The 14,089-nt window shown below is 75.1% G+C and carries 11 protein-coding genes; 7 read left to right on the top strand and 4 right to left on the bottom strand.

Annotation, left to right across the window (positions count from 1 at the left end):
* Positions 1-468 precede the first annotated feature (468 nt).
* The 7 genes from Ani05nite_RS39780 (at position 469) to Ani05nite_RS39750 (ending at position 10,383) form a co-directional block, all read left to right on the top strand.
* The gene (locus tag Ani05nite_RS39780; RefSeq protein ID WP_203777226.1) at positions 469-1,293 is read left to right on the top strand and encodes a helix-turn-helix domain-containing protein; all 825 of its coding nucleotides are present in this window, start codon (positions 469-471) and stop codon (positions 1,291-1,293) included.
* 281 nt (positions 1,294-1,574) lie between these two features.
* Entirely contained in the window at positions 1,575-2,531 is a 957-nt protein-coding gene (locus Ani05nite_RS39775; RefSeq protein WP_203777224.1) for an ATP-binding cassette domain-containing protein, read from the top strand.
* Positions 2,528-3,601, top strand: coding sequence for a cysteine synthase family protein (locus tag Ani05nite_RS39770; protein ID WP_203777222.1), 1,074 nt, complete (start codon positions 2,528-2,530; stop codon positions 3,599-3,601). The genes Ani05nite_RS39775 and Ani05nite_RS39770 overlap by 4 nt, the downstream gene beginning before the upstream one ends.
* Positions 3,598-5,061, top strand: a complete 1,464-nt coding sequence (gene argH / locus Ani05nite_RS39765; RefSeq protein WP_203777220.1) for an argininosuccinate lyase — start codon at positions 3,598-3,600, stop codon at positions 5,059-5,061. Before Ani05nite_RS39770 ends, argH begins: the two co-directional genes overlap by 4 nt.
* Entirely contained in the window at positions 5,058-6,296 is a 1,239-nt protein-coding gene (locus Ani05nite_RS39760; protein WP_203777218.1) for an ATP-grasp domain-containing protein, read from the top strand. The genes argH and Ani05nite_RS39760 overlap by 4 nt, the downstream gene beginning before the upstream one ends.
* A complete protein-coding gene (locus Ani05nite_RS39755) occupies positions 6,293-9,487 on the top strand; it encodes a non-ribosomal peptide synthetase family protein (RefSeq protein ID WP_203777216.1) in 3,195 nt (1,064 codons plus the stop codon). Before Ani05nite_RS39760 ends, Ani05nite_RS39755 begins: the two co-directional genes overlap by 4 nt.
* Positions 9,484-10,383, top strand: coding sequence for a GHMP family kinase ATP-binding protein (locus Ani05nite_RS39750; RefSeq protein WP_203777214.1), 900 nt, complete (start codon positions 9,484-9,486; stop codon positions 10,381-10,383). Before Ani05nite_RS39755 ends, Ani05nite_RS39750 begins: the two co-directional genes overlap by 4 nt.
* Before the next feature lie 68 nt (positions 10,384-10,451).
* On the opposite strand, the gene Ani05nite_RS39745 is transcribed toward Ani05nite_RS39750, so the two are convergent.
* Genes Ani05nite_RS39745 through Ani05nite_RS39730 form a run of 4 tightly spaced genes read right to left on the bottom strand, consistent with a single transcriptional unit; the run spans position 10,452 to position 13,909 of the window.
* Complete coding sequence (locus tag Ani05nite_RS39745; protein WP_203777212.1) at positions 10,452-11,366, bottom strand: TauD/TfdA family dioxygenase; 915 nt, start codon at positions 11,364-11,366, stop codon at positions 10,452-10,454.
* 13 nt (positions 11,367-11,379) lie between these two features.
* Positions 11,380-12,216, bottom strand: coding sequence for an ABC transporter permease (locus tag Ani05nite_RS39740; protein ID WP_203777210.1), 837 nt, complete (start codon positions 12,214-12,216; stop codon positions 11,380-11,382).
* A complete protein-coding gene (locus Ani05nite_RS39735) occupies positions 12,213-13,475 on the bottom strand; it encodes a methylaspartate mutase (RefSeq protein WP_203777208.1) in 1,263 nt (420 codons plus the stop codon). The genes Ani05nite_RS39740 and Ani05nite_RS39735 overlap by 4 nt, the downstream gene beginning before the upstream one ends.
* Positions 13,472-13,909 (bottom strand): cobalamin B12-binding domain-containing protein, encoded by a 438-nt coding sequence (locus tag Ani05nite_RS39730; protein WP_203777206.1) that lies wholly within the window; start codon positions 13,907-13,909, stop codon positions 13,472-13,474. Before Ani05nite_RS39730 ends, Ani05nite_RS39735 begins: the two co-directional genes overlap by 4 nt.
* Positions 13,910-14,089: the final 180 nt, after the last annotated feature.

The following is a 14,089-nucleotide window of genomic DNA, read 5'->3' as shown; positions in this document are numbered from 1 at the left end:
GGCTGAAACAATTGCGCATAACAGCAGACCTAATACGGTTGCCGGGCCGCCGGCCGCGGGATCCCTCCAGGACCCGCGGCCAGCGGCTCGTGCGTTTTGCGGCCGGTCCGCGAGGATCCCCGGGCCCCGCCGCACGTCATCTCGTATTCAGTTTGTTCACAGGTTTACCGCGGTGCTGAATAATCTCCGACAAGTGACGTACGTCAACGTCTTAGTCTTGACCCAGATGTGTCGACTATGTACGCTCGGTGCCGTTGGTGGGTGCTTTTGACGCCTACGACATCACGGGGGTTCTTATTGATTAATTCTCTGGCTGACGTGTGCCCGCCGCCGCCCGGCCGCACCGTCCGCGACTCCGCCACGCTGCCGAAGCCCGGCCTCACCGCTGGTCCGGCGCCGGTCTGACGTCGCGTACCGCCCTCCCACCGGGGGCACCACATCCGATCTAGTCAAGCTTGAGGGGAAGCTGTGACAAGATTTCTCGATGGCGTTCGCGCGTCCAAGGGTGAACGCGGGCATGCCGTTCCGGCCGCCGTGCCGTCGTCCGGCTACGAGATCGAAAACATGCTGCTCCAGGCCCGCGCCCTGGTCGAGGGCGCCGTGGGCAAGCACCGCAACTATCTCAACGAGCACTCCGTGACGGCGCTCGACACCGGCGGGACCGCGGTCGCCGACGCGGCCCGGAGCCTGGCCGGCGCCGCGCGCGGCTTCGTCGGCGTGGTCCTGCCCGGCGAGGGGGCCCGGTCCCTGCTGCCGCTGCTGGACGTGCTGACCCGGGCCGGCGCGACCGGCCTGGACGCCCGGATCCTGGTGGCCACCAGGGTCCTGGACGACGCCGACGCGGTGACCCGGCTGGAGCGGGTCGCCCACCGGGCGCGGATCCGCCTGGTGGCCGCGCCGCTGCAGGAGATCCTGTTGGTGGACAACGCCTCGGCGCTGGTGCGCACCCAGGGCCCCACCGGCACGGGCGACGAGGCGTGCGTGGTGCGCGCCCCGGCGCTGCTGCGCAACCTGCGCGCGTTGTTCTCCGCGTCCTGGCAGGGCGGGGTGCCGCTGGCCGACTACCGCCGGCTGAGCGAGAAGTCGCGCACCGTCGTGGCCCGGCGCATCCTGATCGCGCTCAACTCCGGCGTCACCGACGAGGCCGCTGCGCGCAATCTCGGCATGTCGGTGCGCACGTACCGGCGCAACGTCGCCGACATCGCGCGCGAGCTGGGCGCGCGGTCCCGGTTCCAGGCCGGGGTGCGCGCGGCCGAGCTGGGACTCCTGCAGCAGGACGTGGGCGCGGCCTGACCGGCGGCAGTCCTCGCCGGTCCGTAATGGTTCTTCCCGGCCGGGGCGCACCCGCGCCCCGGCCGGGCGGCGAACAATCGCGCAAGCGCCATTCCGCCCGCCCGGCTCGGGCCGCTGCCGGCGAACGCGGTGACTTGTGGCCACGCCGGCCGGCGCCGCGCACCGGATGTCGTTTCGGCTGGCAGGTAGTTGCCCGGGCCATTGCCGGGCGCCGCGGAAACGCAGTAGAAATAGCCCGTACGCAGCCCCGCTGTTTCGTTTCCCACCAAGAATGGCGCACCGTGATAACTGCGGCTGTCGAAGCTATCGCAATAAGCCGGAAATTCGGTGGCCGTACGGTTGTCGACGACGTTTCCCTGCGGCTGGACAAGGGCGAGATCCTGGGCCTGCTCGGCCACAACGGCGCCGGTAAGAGCACCCTGGTGAAGATTCTCGCGACCGCGTTGCCGCCGTCGTCGGGCTCCGCCCGGGTGGCCGGTTTCGACGTGCTGAGCCAGCCGGCGCAGGTGCGCAGCCGGATCGGCCTGGCCGGGCAGTACGCCTCGGTCGACGAGAACCTCAGCGGCCGCGACAATCTCGTGCTGCTGGCCCGGCTGTGCGGCGCCTCCCGGCGCGAGGCCCGCGACCGCGCCGGTGAGCTGATCGAGACGTTCGCGCTGGGCGAGGTGGCGGGCCGGGCGGCCCGGACCTACTCCGGCGGCACCCGGCGCCGGCTCGACCTGGCCGCCAGCCTGGTGTCCTCGCCCGCCGTGCTGTTCCTGGACGAGCCGAGCACCGGTCTCGACCCGGTCAGCCGCACCGCGCTCTGGGACCTGATCCGCCGGACCGCGCAGCAGGGCACGGCGGTGCTGCTGACCACGCAGTACCTGGAGGAGGCCGAGCGGCTGGCCGGCCGGATCCAGCTGCTGTCCGACGGCCGCACGGTCGCCTGCGGCACCGTCGACGAGCTCAAGCGCCGGGTCGGCGGGAGCTCGGTGCACGTGGTCCTGGCCGACCCGGGCACGGCCGCCGCCGCGGTCGCCGGCCTGCGGCGGGCGCTGGGCCGGGACGCGTCGACGGTTCCCGGCGGCGGCGGGCGGCTCAGCGTCGCCGTGGCGAGCGCCGTGGACGTGGCCGCGGTCGTCCGGACCCTCGACGGCGCGGGCATCGGGATCGCCGACCTCTCCGTCGCCAAACCCACGCTGGACGACGTCTATCTGTCCCATGTCCGACCACACCACCGGGGGAGCACGTCATGACGGTCACCACCGCCTTGTTCGACGAGATCACCGAGGCGCAGATGATGCCGCGCCTCGTGCGGCTGGGCCCCAACCTCTACGGCGCCGTCTTCACCCTGATGAAGCTGCTGCCGGCCCGCTACATCCTGCGCCGCGCCATCGAACGCGGCGACCTGGAGCCCGGCACCACGGTCGTCGAGACCACGTCCGGCACCTTCGGCCTGGCCCTGGCCATGCAGTCCGCGCTGCTGGGCCGCGAGCTGGTCCTGGTCAGCGACCCCGCCATCGACGTGCACCTGCACCGGCGGCTGCGGGACCTGGGGGCCACCGTCGAGATCTGCCGCGAGCCGGCGCCGGTCGGCGGGTACCAGCGGTCCCGGCTCGACCGGCTGGCCGAGGTCCGCGCCGAGCGGGCCCGGACGTTCTGCCCCGAGCAGTACAGCAATCCCGACAACCCCCGCTCGTACGGCGTGGTCGCCGATCAGCTGGCCCGCGCGCTCGGTCAGGTCGACTGCGTGATCGGGCCGGTCGGCTCCGGCGGCTCGATGTGCGGCACGGTGCGCGGGCTGCGCGCCGCCACCCCGCACACCCGGGCGGTCGGCGTGGACACCCACCACAGCGTGCTGTTCGGCCAGCCCGACGGGCGCCGTTCGCTGCGCGGCCTCGGCAACAGCCTGTGGCCGGCCAACCTGGACCACACCGTCTTCGACGACGTGCACTGGTGCACCGCGGGGGAGGCGTACGCGGCCACCCGCCGGCTGCACGGCCGGCACGCGCTCTACCAGGGCCCCACCAGCGGCGCCGCGTACCTGGTGGCGGAGTGGTACGCCCGCCGCCACCCCGGCGAGCTGTGCGTGGTGCTGCTGCCGGACGAGGGCCACCGCTACCAGAGCACCGCGTACGACGACGGCTGGCTGGCCGCCAACGGCTACGCCCTGGGCGACGCGCCCGCCGGCCCGGTGGAGACCGTGACCGCCGACCGCCCGGCCGACGCCTGGTCCTGGCTGCGCTGGAACCGGCGCCGCTACGACGACGTCCCCGGCACGGTGGCCCGTACCGCCGAACCGGTGCCGGCCGAGGCCGCCCGATGAGCGGCACCGGCCGCCTCACCGCGACGATCGGCCCGCGCACCCGGCGCATCGTGTACGGCGCCCCCGGCCCGGCGGAGATCCGCGACGAGCTGGGCCAGATCAGCACCGTCGACCTGGCGCACGTGGTGATGCTCGCGGAACAGAAGCTGCTGCCCGGCGACGTGGCCGCCCGGCTGCTGGGGCGCATCACGGCGCTGCGCGCGTCCGGCTTCGCCGAGCTGGCCGGGGTGCCGGCCCCGCGCGGGCTCTACCTCGCCTACGAGAACCTGCTCGCCGCCGAGCTCGGCGCCGAGGTCGGCGGCAAGCTGCACACCGGCCGGTCGCGCAACGATCTCAAGGCCACCACCTCGGCCCTGCGGCTGCGCGAGCAGGTGGGCGACCTCGCCGCGGAGCTGCTGCGCCTGCAGGCCGTGCTGCTGAACCGGGCCCGGGCCCACCGGGACACGGTGATGCCGATCTACACCCATTTCCAGCCGGCCATGCCGGTCACCTACGGCTACTACCTGACCGGCATCGCCCTGGCCGCCGGGCGCGACGTGCTCGGCCTGCGCCACGTGCTGGCCGGGCTGGACCGCTGCCCGCTGGGCGCCGGCGCGGTCGCGGGCACGGACCTGCCGATCGAGCCGGCCCGGACGGCCGCGTTGCTCGGCTTCGAGGCCGCGCCGGTGCACGCCACCGACGCCGTGGCCAGCCGCGACGGCGTGCTGCGGGCGCTGGCCGCGGCCGCGACCGCGGCGGTGACGCTGAGCCGGCTCGGCACCGACCTCCAGCTCTGGAGCACCCAGGAGTTCGGGTTCCTGTCCTTCCCGGACCGGCTCGTCGGCGGCAGCTCGGCCATGCCCCAGAAGCGCAACGCCTTCCTGCTGGAGCACCTCAAGGCCGCGGCGGGCGGCGCGATCGGCGCCTGGACGGCGGCGGCCGCGACGATGAAGTCCGCCCCCTTCACCAACTCGATCGAGGTGGGCACCGAGGCGGTCGCCGGGGCCGGCGCCGCGCTGGCCGCCGTGCGCGACGCCGTGCAGCTGGCCCAGGTGCTGGTCAGCGGGGCCCGGCCGGACGCCGCGCGGATGCTGCGGCGGACCCACGAGGGTTTCGTCACCGCCACCGTGGTCGCGAACCGGCTGGTCCGCCGGGGCGTGCCGTTCCGGGCCGCGCACCACGCGGTGGGCGCCGCCGTACGCGCCGCGGTCGAGGCCGGTGCGACCACCCTGCCGCCGATCGCCGACCCGGGCCGGGCCGCACCGGCCGCCGAAGTGACGCTGCCCCCGCTCGCGGAGCTGATCGCCGAGCAGGTGCACGGCGGCGGGCCGGGCGGGTTCGACGCCGCCCAGGCCGCCGCGCTGACCGAGCTGGCCGGGCACGCCGAGTGGTTCCGCGCGCGGCAGGCCCGGGCCCGGGCGGCGGCGCGCGCCCTCGACGACGCCGTGCGCGACCTGATCCGGACGGGGGCCCCGGCATGACCCGGCCCTGGTTCGCCCTGCTGGAGAGCAACACCACCGGCACCGGCCGGCAGTTCGCCGCCGCGGCCCGGGCCCGCGGCCTGCGGCCGGTCCTGCTCGCCCGCGACCCGGCCCGCTACCCGTACGTCGCCGACGACGGGCTGGACAGCCGGACCCTCGACACCGCCGACCCGGCCCAAGTCCTGGCCGTCTGTGCCGGGCTGGCCCGGGACGGCGGCCTGTCCGGCATCACGTCCAGTTCCGAGTACTACGTGGCCGCGGCCGCCCGGGTGGCCACCGCGCTGGGGTTGCCCGCGCCCGACGCCGAGGCCGTGGCCCGGTGCCGCGACAAGAGTCACCAGCGCCGGGCCCTGGCGGCCGCCGGCGTCGCCGTGCCGGGCTTCCGGGCGGTCACCTCGGTCGCGCAGGCCGTGGCCGCCGCGGCCGACCTGGGCCCGCCGGTGGTGGTCAAGCCGGTCACGGGGTCCGGCTCGGCCGGGGTCCGGCTGTGCGCCGACGCCGGCGAGGTGGCCGAGTGGGCCGCCCGGCTGCTCGGCGGGGACGGCGGGCCGACCGGGCCGATCCTGGTGGAGACCGCCGTGCGGGGCCCCGAGTTCTCCGTCGAGACGTTCGACGGCGTGGTCCGGGCGGTGGTGGGCAAGCGGCTCGGTCCCGAGCCGTGGTTCGTCGAGATCGGTCACGACGTGCCCGCGCCGGTGCCCGCGGCGGTTCGCGCCGAGCTGGGCGAGACCACCCGCCGGGCGCTGGCCGCGCTGGGGCTGGGCTGGGGCGCCGCGCACACCGAACTGAGGCTGTCGGCGGCCGGCCCGGTCGTGATCGAGGTCAACCCGCGGCTGGCCGGCGGCATGATCCCGGCCGCGGTCCGGGCCGCGACCGGCCTGGACCTGGTGGACGCGGTGATCGCCCGGGCCAGCGGCGGGGCCCCGCGCGCCGCCGCGCCGGCCGCCGGGCACGCCGCCATCCGGTTCCAGCTGCTGGCCGCCGAGGGCCGGGTCGCCGCGGTCCGCGGCCGGGCACAGGCCGTGGCCAGCCCCGGCGTGGTCGCGGCGCACGCCCTGACCGTGCCGGGCGCCGTGGTCACCCGGACGCACTCGTTCCAGGACCGGCTGGCCTGCGTGGTCGCCGCCGGACACGACGCGGCGGCCGCCCAGCGCAACGCCGAGCGGGCGGCGCCGCTCTTCTCGATCGACATCCAGGCTGTGCAGGACGGGTACGAAGGGGGACGAGGACGATGACGAGCGCCGGCAAGCAGGCGACGGGGACCGCCGCGCCACGGTGGACGGAGGCGGCGAACACCGCGACCGGCCCGGGCCTCCAGCGCGTACGGCTGGACGACGAGCTCGTCGCCGGGCTGCCCGCGGCCGGGCCCGGCCGGGCGGCGACGCTGCTGGCCGTGCACGCCCGGGTGCTGGCCACGGTGGCGGCCGAGCGGGAGGTGCACTTCGGCTTCGTCGCGCCCGGCGAGTCGGCGCCCACGGGCCGCCGGATCGAGGTGGCCAACTCCTCCTGGACGGAGCTGATCGAGGTGGCCCGGGCCGCCGCGCCGGTGACCGGCGACTGCGAGATCGTCCTGGATCTGTCCGCCCTCGGCGGCCCCCCGGCGCCGGCCGGCGCGGCGCCGCTGTGGGTCTCGTACGACCTCGGCGCCACGCCGCAGCTGATCGTGCGGCACGACCGGGCCGTGCTCGACGACGGGTACGCCCGGCGTTTCGCCGGCTACCACCTCGCCGCGCTGCGGGCCGCCGCCGAGGACCCGTCCGCCCCGCACCACCGCCGCAGCCTGCTGTCCGACGCCGAGATGGAGACCCAGCTGTACCGGCTCGCCGGCCGCCGGGCCGAGCTGCCCCGGACCACGTTCCACGAGCTGTTCGAGCAGCGGGTACGCGCCGATCCCGCCCGGCCGGCGGCGAGCCACGGCCCGGCCACCCTGACGTACGGCGAGCTGAACGCCCGGGCCAACCGGATCGCGCACGCCCTGCTGGCCGCCGGGCTGACCGCCGAGGCCCCGGTGGCGGTGGTGCTGGACCGCACGCTGGACTGGCTCGCGGCCGCGCTGGGGGTCTTCAAGGCCGGCGGGGTCTACCTGCCGGTGCGCCCCGACTTCCCGGCCGACCGGGTCGCCGCCCAGCTCGAGCGCAGCGAGTGCCGGTTCGTGCTCGCCGAGCCGGGCAGCGACGACCTGGCCCGCGCGGCGGTCGCGGCGGCCGGCGTGGACGCCGCGGTGCTGTCCGTGCCCGGGCTGCTCGCCGGGGCCGGCCCCGGCACCGATCCGGGCGTGCCGGTGGCTCCGGAGCAGGCCGCCTACATCTACTTCACGTCCGGCTCGACCGGCGCGCCCAAGGGGGCGGTGTGCGAGCACGCCGGGATGCTCAACCACCTGCTGATGAAGATCGAGGACATGGGCCTGGCCGGGCGGGACGGCGAGGTCGTCACCCAGACCGCGTCGCAGTGCTTCGACATCTCGCTCTGGCAGTTCGCCGCGCCGCTGATGGCCGGCGGCAGCGTCCGGATCGTCGACACCGAGGTGCTGCTCTCGGTCGGCGGCTTCCTCGACGAGCTGACCGCCCACGACGTCACGGTGGCCCAGGTGGTGCCCTCCTACCTGGAGGTGATGCTGACCCACCTGGAGCAGTGGCCCCGCCCGCTGGGCCGGCTGCGGTCGCTGTCGGTCACCGGGGAGGCGCTCAAGCTGGAGCTGGTCCAGCGCTGGTTCGCCGCCTACCCGCAGATCGCCCTGGTCAACGCGTACGGGGCGACCGAGGTCTCCGACGACACGATGCACGAGATCCTGGACCGGGCGCCCGAGCGCGACTTCGTGACCGTCGGCACGTCGCGGCGCAACATCAACACCTACGTCGTGGACGAGAACCTCGCCCTGGTGCCGCTCGGTTCCCCCGGCGAGATCGCGTTCTCCGGCGTCTGCGTGGGGCGCGGCTACATCAACGACGAGGAGCGCACCCGGCAGGCGTTCGTCGCGGACCCGTTCCGCCCCGGTACCCGGATGTACCGCACCGGCGACTTCGGCCGCTGGCTGCCGGAGGGCCGGATCGAGTTCCTCGGCCGGCGCGACGAGCAGGTGAAGATCCGCGGCTTCCGGATCGAGATCGGCGAGATCGAGAACAAGCTGCTCACGTTCCCCGGCGTGCGGGAGTCCGCGGTCGTCATCGACGACGGCGCCGGGCAGATGCGCAACCTCGTGGCGTTCTACAGCGGCGACGGGCCGGCGCCGGAGCAGCTGCGGGACTTCCTGGCCGGCCTGCTGCCGGAGTACATGGTCCCGACCTACTTCCACGGGCTGGACCAGCTGCCGCTGACCGAGAACGGCAAGATCGACAAGAAGGTGCTCAAGCGGCTGGCCGGCACCCTCGGCCACGGCGGCGCCACCTACGTGGCCCCGACCACGCCGACCGAGCAGCGGCTGGCCATGCGCTGGGCCGAGGTGCTCGGCGTGCCGCTGGAGCGCATCGGCCGTGACGACGACTTCTTCGAGCTGGGCGGCACGTCGCTGGCCGCCGTACGGATGCTGATCGGCATGAACGGCGCGCTGTCGCTCAAGCAGCTCGTCGGCACGCCGCGCCTGGGCGAGCTGGCGACCGTCCTCGACGGCCACCGCGGCGCCGCCGGGGCGGCCCGCGCCGGCCTGGTGCAGCCGCTGTCCAGCGTGACCAACCCGCACCACGCGCTGATCTGCTTCCCGTACGCGGGCGGCAACGCGGTCAACTTCCGCGCGCTGGCCACCGCGCTGCGCCACGACGGGATCGCGGTCTACGGCGTCGAGCTGCCCGGCCACGACCTGGCCGCCGAGCGCGAGCCGATGGCCGACGTGCCGCAGGTGGCCGCGCGGGTCGCCGCCGAGATCCGGGAGCGGGTCAAGGCGCCGGTGCTGCTCTGGGGTCACTGCGCCGGGGCCGCCGCGGCGCTGGCCACGGCCCGGCTGCTGGAACAGGCGGGCACGCCGGCGGAACGGGTGTTCGTCGGCGCCCTGCTGGTGGAGAGCGCCGGCGAGCTGCGCCGGGAGTCGGCGGCGGCCGAGGCGGCCGACAACGCCACCCTGCTGGCCCGGCTGCGCGAGGACAGCGCGTACGTCGAGCTCGACGGGTTGCAGCCGGAACGGGTGGACGTCGTCGGCTCGGCGTACCGGCACGACGTGGTGACCGCGAACCGGCACCTGCTCGGGATGCTCGCCGAGCCGGACCGGCACCGGGTCGGGACGCCGGTGCACGTGGTGGCCGCCGCCGACGATCCGAGCACCCCCGGCTACGAGACGCGCTACGCGGACTGGAAACTGATCACCGACCGGGTGGAGCTGCACGAGATCGCCGACGGCGGCCACTACTTCGCGGGGTCCCGCCCGGAGGCCGCCGCCGAGCTGGTCCGGGCCGCCTGCGCGGTGCAGCAGCCGGCCCGGGTGGGAGGAGCGGCATGACCGTCACGAGCACGACCCCGGCCCGGGCCGGGGCGACCGGGGTGAGCTCGGCGTTCGGCACGTTCGGCGAGTTGTTGCAGGGGGTGCTGCCGGAGGACGACGGCGACTTCCTGGTCACCCTGCCGGTGGCCCGGTGGACGATGGCCCGGTTCCAGCAGACGCCCGGTTCCCGGCGGCTCGCGGTGTGGCCGCCGCACAAGTCGAAGGCCCTGCGGCTCACCGCGATGATCATGGAGGACGTGCCGGACCCGGTCGGCGGGCTGCTGACCATCGACAGCACGCTGCCCGAGGGCAAGGGCCTGGCCAGTTCCTCCGCCGACCTGGTGGCGACGGCCCGGGCAGTCGGCAACGCGCTGGGCGTGCCGATGCCGCCGACCCGGATCGAGGCGTACCTGGCCCGGATCGAGCCGACCGACGGGGTGCTCTACCCGGCCATCGTCGCGTTCCACCACCGCAGCGTGCGGCTGCGGGCCCGGCTGGGCTCGCTGCCGTCGATGGCGGTGGTCAGCATCGACGAGGGCGGCGCGGTCGACACCGTGGCCTTCAACCGGATCCCGAAGCCGTTCACCGCGGCCGACCGGCGCGAGTACGCCGCGCTGCTGGCCGAGCTGACCGACGCGGTGGCGGCCCAGGATCTGACCGCGGTCGGCCGGATCGCCACCCGCAGCGCGCAGATGAACCAGGTGCTGCGGCACAAGCGGTCGCTGCCGGCGATGATCGAGATCTGCCGGGCCGTGGGCGGCCTCGGCGTGGTGGTCGGGCACAGCGGCACCACCCTGGGCATCCTGCTGGACAGCACCCACCCGGCGGGCGCCGGCCGGCTGACCGCGGCGGCCCAGGCCTGCGAGCGGCTGGCCGGCAACGTCACCGTCTTCCACACGCTCAGCTTCGGCTGACCGTACGCGCCCGCAGGCCGCGCTCAGCTCGCTGAGCGCGGCCTCGGTCCGCCGGGGGAGGCGCCGCCTCAGACGGGCTCGACGCGGACCGGCTCGCCCATCCCGACCAGGATCTCGCGGCTGCCGCGGTACGGCTCCCGGCTGTGCGCGGTCAGGATGTTGTCGAGCACCAGCACGTCGCCGCGCTGCCACGGCTCGCGCACGGTGTGCTTGTCGTAGACCTCGTTGATGTGGTCGACGGTGTCCCGGTCGAGCGGGCTGCCGTCGCCGTAGGCCGTCGTGAACGGCAGGCCCGCGGGGCCGAACTGGCCGACCAGGAAGTCGCGCACGTCCGGGTCCATCGTCCACTCGTTGAGGAACGCCAGCTGGTTGAACCAGCACGCCTGCCCGGTCACCGGGTGCCGGACCACGGCCGGGCGGCGCTGGGTGGTGCGCAGGGTGCCGTCGGCGTCCCAGCTCGCCTCGATGCCGTGCGTGGCGCAGTACGCCTCGGCCGCCGCCCGGTCGGTGGTGCCGAACGCGTCCGGCCAGCCGATCCCGACCACCCCGGTGTAGCTGCGCAGCAGCCGCCAGCCGGTTTCGGCGCAGCGCCGCACCAGCTCAGCCGGCAGGTCGGCGAGGACCGCGCGGGCGTCCGCGAGCGCCGTGGCGCCGCCGTCGGCCGGTGCGGTGACGCAGGCCAGCACCAGCTGCCGGGGCACCTCGGCGCGGTAGCTCAGCTCGTGGTGCATGCACATCGGCTGGTCCGGCGGCCATTCGCTGGAGGAGTGCACGCCGTCGCCGTGGGCGGTGCGCGGGGCGAACCCCTCCCGTTCGGTCAGCGGCTCGTCGGTCAGCGCCCGGATCGCGGCGGCCGCGTCGGCCCGGCCGGCGATCGGCAGGCCGCGGATCCGAACCCAGCCCTCGGTGGCCGCCCGGGACCGGATCTCGTCCCGGTGCGCGGCCAGCCAGCCCGGTTCCCCGCTCGCTGCCAGTGTGGTCATCGCTGGTTCCTCCTCAGCTCAGCGGGCGCCGGAAGCCGCGCACCGCGACGGTCGCGCCGGCCACCGCGACCAGCAGGCTCGTGCCGAGAGCCAGCCAGATCCGGTTGCCGACGGGCAGATCCAGGGCCAGGCCGCGGGCCGCGTCCATGGCGTACGTCAACGGGTTGACCGTGGCCAGCGCCTGCAGCCAGCCCGGCAGCCGTTCCCGGGGCACGAACGCGCTGGAGGCGAACATCAGCGGGAAGGTGACCAGGAAACCCGCGCTCTGCAACGCCTCGGCGTTGCGCAGCCAGGCCGCCAGGGCCAGGAAGATCCAGGTCAGCGCCCAGATCACGAAGCAGGTCAGCAGCAGGGCGGCGAGCAGGCCGGCCGGGCCGCCGCGCGGGTCGGCGCCGAGGAACAGCACCGCGCAGAGCACCAGGATGACCAGCTGGACCGCGGTGCGCAGCAGGTCGCTGAGGCTGCGCGCGAACAGCAGGGTCGCGGCGTTCACCGGCAGCGTGCGCAGCCGGCCGGCCAGGCCGTTCTCCATCTCACGGACCAGGCCGAGGCCGGCGGCGACCGCCGGGCCGATGCCGGTGGTCACCAGCAGCGCGGGCAGCAGGAAGTCGATGTAGGGCAGGTTCTGCGGCAGGTGGGCGCGGTCCACGATGACCCCGAAGACCTGGCTGAGCAGCAGCAGCATGAAGACGGGCTGGAGCAGGTTGAGCACCAGGGCGCGCGGGTTGGCCAGCTGGGCCCGGACCGAGCGCGCGGTGAGGACGAGCAGCTGGGTGTGCGGCGCCGCGCCGGTCCAGCGGGCGGGGAAGGTCTCGGTCAGCGGCGGGGCGATCTCGGCCTGGGCGGTCATCGGGCTCCTTCGTCGTACCGGCGCTGCACCCCGGAGAGCGCGGCGAGCAGGCCGGCGGCGGTCAGCCGGCCGGTCGGGCGGCCCGGCCGCGCGGCCGGGATCGGCATCGCGCCGGTGTCGGACCAGCGCAGCCAGCCCCGGTCGTCGACGTAGCTGCGGGTCCGGCCGGCGTTGTCCGGGTGCAGGCAGAACGGGACGTCGAGCAGGCCCCGGCCGAACGCCGTGAGCAACGCGCGCCCGACGTCCGGGTCCAGGCCGGCGACCGCCTCGACCAGCGCCCGGGCCTCCAGGTAGACCTCGTCGTCGGGCTCGTCGCCGGGCCCCCGGTCGTCGCGGCGGGCCGCCCGGGCCGCGCGGCCGGCCGCCAGCTCCAGGGCCTCGACGTTGTCGGCGATGGTCGGGATGCGGTGCGCCTCGGCGGCGGTCTTGACGATGAGCCGGGCCGCGCCGGCGCCGACCGCCAGCTCGGCGGCCGCCCCGAGCAGGCGCATCGCCCCGCCCTGGGTGCGCGGGTAGACGCCCATGTACGCGTAGAGCACGATGTGCCACTCGACGCCGGGCAGCAGCTCACCGGCGAGGCGGCGCAACGCCGCGAGGGCCTGCCGGTCCTGCTCGGGATTCTGCTGCTGGGCGTAGCTGAGCGAGATGCTGCGCAGCCCGTGCTGGACGAAGAACAGCGCCTCCAGCAGGGTGATGGCCACGAGCAGGCCGGGCGGGCAGAGCTGGCCCAGCATGCAGCCGCCGAACGACTCCAGGTGCGGCGCCGCCCCGCGCCCGGCGGTGGCGGCCAGCAGCCGGCAACTGCGCCGCCAGCTCGCGACGGCCTCCCGCAGCGGCGTCCGGCTGTACGGCAGGCAGTACGACACCGGCCCGCCCTCGGTGGCGTCCAGGCCGAGCTCGATGAGCGCGGCGAAGATGCGGTCCGGCGTCGCCGATCCGTGCCGCACCTGAACCGGGAACGTGGCGTCCCGCAGGCCGTCGAGCACGGCCTGCGAGGTGGACCGGGGCAGCGCCACGATCGGGTAGCCGTTGAGCGGGGTCCGCTCGCGCAGCGCCCGGGCCACCGCCTCGTCGTCGCCGACCCGGGTGTAGCTGTCCAGGGTGATGGTGCCCACCGTGGTCGCCGCGGCGGCCTTCGTCGCCGCCAGCCCGGCGCGCATCGTCGCCGGGTCGCTGAAGCCCATCCGCGGCTGCACGACCAGGGCGCCGCCGGCCTGCGCGCGGGCGACGAACTCGCCGAGGGGCGCCGCGGCGGTCACGACGCGACTCGGGCGCTCAGCCGTGAGATCAGCGTGCGGAACCGGGCGAGGTCGCCGTTGTCGAACACGGCGTCGTAGCCGGCCGCCCGCAACCGGCGGACCAGGCCGACGTTGCGCAGCCCGTCGGTGGCCAGCTTGCCGCCGATCACCACGGGGGTGCCGGCCAGGTCGGGCTGGGCCCGCAGCACCTCGATGAGCCGGAGGCCGTCGGCCCCGCCGTGGCCGTTGACGCTGCTCACCACGACCAGGTCGGGGTCGCGGGCGAGGCACTCGGCGGCCACCAGGACGGGTGGCACGCAGGCGCCGAGATTGGTCACCCGGCAGCCCGCCTCCTCCAGCAGCAATTGCAGATAGACGAGATTCCAGGTGTGTGAGTCGGACGATGTCCCGGTGACCAGAATGGACGGCCCGGCCGGGCTTTGCGTGATATTCATGAGCGACCCGAAATTGTGCGGCGATAAGCCGGGGATCAATTGGTTTCGGCCCGACTCTACTGTGTCCGGAGCGCGCCCGGCGGCCCCTGCGGTGGCCGCAACCGGTCGCCTCACCGCGGGAAGACCGACCGATGTGGGCGATTCGCCCCGCCCTTGGCGGCGCTCCGGTCCGCCGCAGGC

The sequence above is a fragment of the Actinoplanes nipponensis genome (assembly GCF_016862275.1).
Taxonomy (GTDB): Bacteria; Actinomycetota; Actinomycetes; order Mycobacteriales; family Micromonosporaceae; genus Actinoplanes; species Actinoplanes nipponensis.
The sequence above is the reverse complement of the archived record's forward strand: the minus strand, read 5'-3'. Positions and strand labels throughout refer to the sequence as shown.

Excerpts from the sequence above, each read along its gene's own strand:
- Ani05nite_RS39770 (WP_203777222.1), top strand. The coding sequence starts at position 2,528 with ATGACGGTCACCACCGCCTTGTTCGACGAGATCACCGAGGCGCAGATG.
- argH (WP_203777220.1), top strand. The coding sequence starts at position 3,598 with ATGAGCGGCACCGGCCGCCTCACCGCGACGATCGGCCCGCGCACCCGG.
- Ani05nite_RS39760 (WP_203777218.1), top strand. The coding sequence starts at position 5,058 with ATGACCCGGCCCTGGTTCGCCCTGCTGGAGAGCAACACCACCGGCACC.
- Ani05nite_RS39755 (WP_203777216.1), top strand. The coding sequence starts at position 6,293 with ATGACGAGCGCCGGCAAGCAGGCGACGGGGACCGCCGCGCCACGGTGG.
- Ani05nite_RS39750 (WP_203777214.1), top strand. The coding sequence starts at position 9,484 with ATGACCGTCACGAGCACGACCCCGGCCCGGGCCGGGGCGACCGGGGTG.
- Ani05nite_RS39745 (WP_203777212.1), bottom strand. The coding sequence starts at position 11,366 with ATGACCACACTGGCAGCGAGCGGGGAACCGGGCTGGCTGGCCGCGCAC.
- Ani05nite_RS39740 (WP_203777210.1), bottom strand. The coding sequence starts at position 12,216 with ATGACCGCCCAGGCCGAGATCGCCCCGCCGCTGACCGAGACCTTCCCC.
- Ani05nite_RS39730 (WP_203777206.1), bottom strand. The coding sequence starts at position 13,909 with ATGAATATCACGCAAAGCCCGGCCGGGCCGTCCATTCTGGTCACCGGG.